The organism is Streptomyces niveiscabiei (assembly GCF_001419795.1).
Classification (GTDB): domain Bacteria; phylum Actinomycetota; class Actinomycetes; order Streptomycetales; family Streptomycetaceae; genus Streptomyces; species Streptomyces niveiscabiei.
Map to the genome: position 1 here is coordinate 1 of NZ_LIRL01000623.1, position 4,087 is coordinate 4,087.

Below are 4,087 nucleotides of genomic sequence, written 5' to 3' on the forward strand. Positions count from 1 at the left end.
GTGTGGGACCTCACGACGCAACGGCTCCCCGATCTGCCGCTGCGTCGTGAGGTCCCACACCCGAACTGTCGCGTCAGGACTGCCGGTCACGGCGATGGGCCGATCGTCGAGATCCCCGACGGCGACACAGTCCACCCGATCCGCATGCCCGCTCAACAACCGATGCGTACCGCTGGCCGACCACCAGGCCCACCGTGCGGTCCAGGGCAGCGAAACCCCCAACCCGTCGATGCGCTCGGCGAGTTCGTCGGCTTCGCAACGCCGCGCGGAGAGCTGAAGGTCGGCCGCCCGGTCACCCAACGGCCGGTCAGGGGTGAGGCGATGGGCGACTTGCTCGTACGCGGTCCTGATCCGCCGCGGCGCGTCCCCGTCGACGGACGCCAACGCCCGCAGCAGGCCCAGGGGTTCGCAGGCCAGCAGGAACCCGGGATCGCCGATGAGGTCGGGGAGGAGCCCGGCCGCCGCCGCGTGGGTGGCGAGGTGCTGGCGTACGTAGGGCGGCGCGGAGAACCAGTCCCGGCCGCCGTCGGGGAGGGCGGGGACGACGTCGGCGAGGGCGCGGTGGACGGCGGCCTGGACCTCGGAGGTGGTGCGCCCGGCGGCGGCTCGCCGCAGGTGTTCGGCGAGGGCCTTGTGGTAGAGCCGGTACACCGAGCGCCGGTCGTCGTCGACGACTTCGGCGACGTACGCGCCGGCGACGTCCAGCAACCAGGTGATATCGCTTTCTGTGCATTCTCTGCCGGAGAGGGCGGTGGCGAGGGACGTCCAGATCCGGCCCCGGGGCAGGCCGGTGCCTTCGGAGAAGGCGAGGGGGAGGAGCATGCGGCGTACCCGGGGCTGGTCGGGGCCGAAGCGGGCGAGGTAGTCGTCGAACGCCTCGCCGATCTCGCTGGGGAGGTCGTCGGCCCAGCCGGGGCGGTGGACGTCGACGGGGGTGAGGTCGGAGCGCAGGGTGCGGGCGGTGGTGCGGGCGTAGAGGAAGACCCCGGCGGCTTTGGCGGCGACTCCGGCCGCGACTTCCCGGGCGAGTGCGGGCTTGTCCCGGTAGGGGCTGCGGACGTGGGGTTCCTCTTCGGCGAGGAGCATCTTGGTGACGTACCCGGCGACGTCGGCGCGCTCCGCGCGGTAGCCGGGGCGGTCGAGGTCGATGGGGTGGAAGGTGGCGCCGAGCGGGCCGACGAGTTCGGGGCGGGTGCCCACGAGGAGCCGTACGCCGGGGATCTCGGACAGGGGTCGGAGCAACTCCCGGGTGATGCGCCGGGGTTCGCCGTGGCCGCCCGCGTCGGCGGCGGTGTCGGAGCCGGCCTCGTCGACGGCGTCCACGACGATGACGGTCGGGGAGCCCGCGCGCCCGCGCCGGGTGAGTTCCTGGAGGAGCGCGGCCGTGCCGTCGGCGTCGATGCCGAGGTGGACGGCGATGCGGTCGACGATCTCGTCGAGCCGTTTGTGCCGGGCGTGCACGGCGGCCGTCACGCAGTTCTCGGGGACGACGGTGGCGGGGTCGAGGGTGTCGAGGTCGAAGCGGGCCCGGTAGCCGGGGTCGGAGAGGGCGACGACCCGGCCGAGTACGGCGGACTTGCCGCAGCCCGGCGGTCCGGTGACGACGCGGCCCCGGCCGTCGCCCTCAAGTGCGGTGAGCCACCTGGTGAGTTCGGTGAGGACGCGGGTTCTGCCGCTGAAGTAGAGGCCGTGCTCGGACTCGAACTCGACGCCGCGTGATCGGGGCCCGAAGTGGTCGACGAGGTCCAGCGTGGCGGCTCTGCGCTGGAGTTCGAGGTCGGTGCCGATGGGCGGGAGCGCCTCGCGGTAGTCGGCGTTGGGGAGGAAGGGGGCGAGTCCGGTGACCAACCCGCTGGCGAGTTCGGCGCGTTGGCCGGTGCCGTCGGCCTCGAAGCGTTCGTTGACGGCCTTGACCAGTTCGGTCAGGTCGAGGAACTGCTGGCGTTGGCCGGTGCGTTCGGTGGTGATCTGGACGGCGGCGGGCAGCGCGGTGGCGAACCGGCCTTCCTCGGCGAGGTCCTTGCGGCGGGCGGAGGCCAGGAACCAGAGTCCGCCGGCGGTCCCGGAGCCGCCGCGCCGGTAGGCGATCGTCTGGAGGGCGAGGGCCGTCGCGTCGGCGCCGCCCGCCGCGCCCGCGCAGGTGTCGAGGACGAGGAGGAGGTGGCTCAGGTCGCCCCGGCACAGGATGCGGACCAGGTCCTCGGTGGCCAGGGCGGTCGTCGCGGCGTCCTCGTCGTCCCGCGAGTCCCAGCACAGCAGGTAGTGGCGGTCCCGGTCCTGTACGAGGCCGTGTCCGGCGTAGTAGAAGACGACGACGTCGTCGGGGGTGAGGGCGGCGTCGGCGGACCAGTGCCGGAGTTTCTGCCGGATCTGGTCCGCGCTGTCGTACTCGCCGAGTCCGGGCAGGACGTGCTGGTAGCCGAACCCGGCGAGGAGTTCGCGTACCGCGCGGATGTCGGAGGGTACGCTCCCGAGTTGTTCGTGCTCGGGGAGGTTCGGGTAGCGCTCGACGCCCAGGGCGATGAAGAAACGCCGAGCCTCCCGCATCGCCAACCTCCGGCCCCCGTCCGCGATGTCGACCACTGTAGCGAAGCGATCACGCTCCGGCAGCCGGATGGTCCCGGCGGCTGACGGTGACCTCGCCGACGCCGATCCGGACGTTCACCGAACCGCCTCCGGCCCACCGGACCGTCAACTCCCCTTCTCCCGTGGTCTCCACGTCGACCGCCTCTCTCAACTCCCCTGGTTCCGCCTCGCCGGTGAGCCTCGCCAGGGCGACGAACAGGGTCGGGCCGGGGCCGGTGCGCTCGCCCTTCACCGTCACGAGGTCGGAGCGGGTGCCTTCGGACGCGGACCAGCCCGTGATGCGGACGGGGGTTCCCTCGGGGGCGCCCGACACGAGGAACGCCCGTACTTCCAGGGCCCCTTGGGCGAGGGTGACGCTCGTGACGCGGGCGTCCGTGGCCGTCGTGTGGTGGGACGCGATCCAGTCGGGGCCCGTGCCGAGGGGGGTGATGTCCGTGCGGGTGGGGTCGTCGCCGATGAGCACGCTGTTGTCGGGAACGGGCGCGGGGGTCGTGATCGTCGAGTAGGCGAGGCGCGTGTAGTACGGGTCGTAGCGGGTGTCCTCGCTGCCGTGGTTGTGGAGGCGGACGATGCCGTCCGAACTCGTCGACTGGAGCAGCCAGTTGGGGGCGGTCAGCGGGGTGAGGGCGTCCTCGCGCTCCGCGGGGGACGGGGTTTCCACGGCTGTCCAGACCTCGTGCTCCGGGGGCAGGAGGAGGCCGAGGAAGCCCTTGCTGGCCCAGTAGGGGGACGCCGGGCCCGAATAGCCTTGCAGGACACCGGAGTCGGGGCCGTGCCAGCCCAGGGTGAGGAGGCCCTGCGGGGAGACCGCGTCGCGGTCCAGGAAGTACTTCAGGGCGCCGGAGGCCAGGCGGCGGGTCTCGCCGGGCTTCAGGGGGGTGCGGCCGGTGAGGGCGCCGAGCCAGAGGGGGGCCGTCGTCGCGAAGCGGTAGGTGAGGGAGCGGCCCTGGTGCATCGGCGCGCCGTCGGCGCCGAACAGGCGGGCGTAGTCGGCGAGATGGCGTTCCAGGCGGCCTCCGTAGAGGTCGAGGAGCTTCTCGTCGTCCGCGAGCCACGCGTGCAGGACCGGGTAGAGGTGCATGGCCCAGCCGTTGTAGTAGTCGAACTTGCGGCCGTCGCCGTCGGTGTACCAGCCGTCGGCGACGTACCACTGCTCGATGCGTTCGAGGCCGTGGTCGATGGCACGGTGGGAGGCTTCGGGTTCGTGGCCGATGGAGGCGAGGAAGCCGCCGACGGTGACGGGGAACAACTCCCAGTTGCAGGGCCAGGGTTCGGCGGTGAGGCCGTCGGTGAGCCAGGCGGCGGCGCGCTGCTGGACGGCGTCGTCGAGGCGGTCCCACAGGAGGGGGCGGGTGAGGCGCAGGGCGAGGGCGATGGAGGCGGCCTCCACCAGGGGCTGGCTGCGGTGTTCGATCGTCGGCCAGGCGCCTGCCGTGCCGGCGGCGAGGCCGTCCGCGTAGCGTTCGAGGGCTGTCTCGTCGCGGCGGAACGCGGCCAGCAG

2 protein-coding genes are annotated in these 4,087 nt (G+C 72.8%); both read right to left on the bottom strand.

All coding sequences use genetic code 11. The features are described 5' to 3' along the window. Positions 1–2,547: caspase family protein (locus AOK24_RS28455; RefSeq protein ID WP_206191277.1), on the bottom strand; the 2,547-nt coding region annotated here is incomplete at its 3' end. Between the two features lie 49 nt (positions 2,548–2,596). Beyond that, the coding region (locus AOK24_RS28460) for a DUF2264 domain-containing protein (protein WP_055722916.1) at positions 2,597–4,087 on the bottom strand (1,491 nt) is incomplete at its 5' end.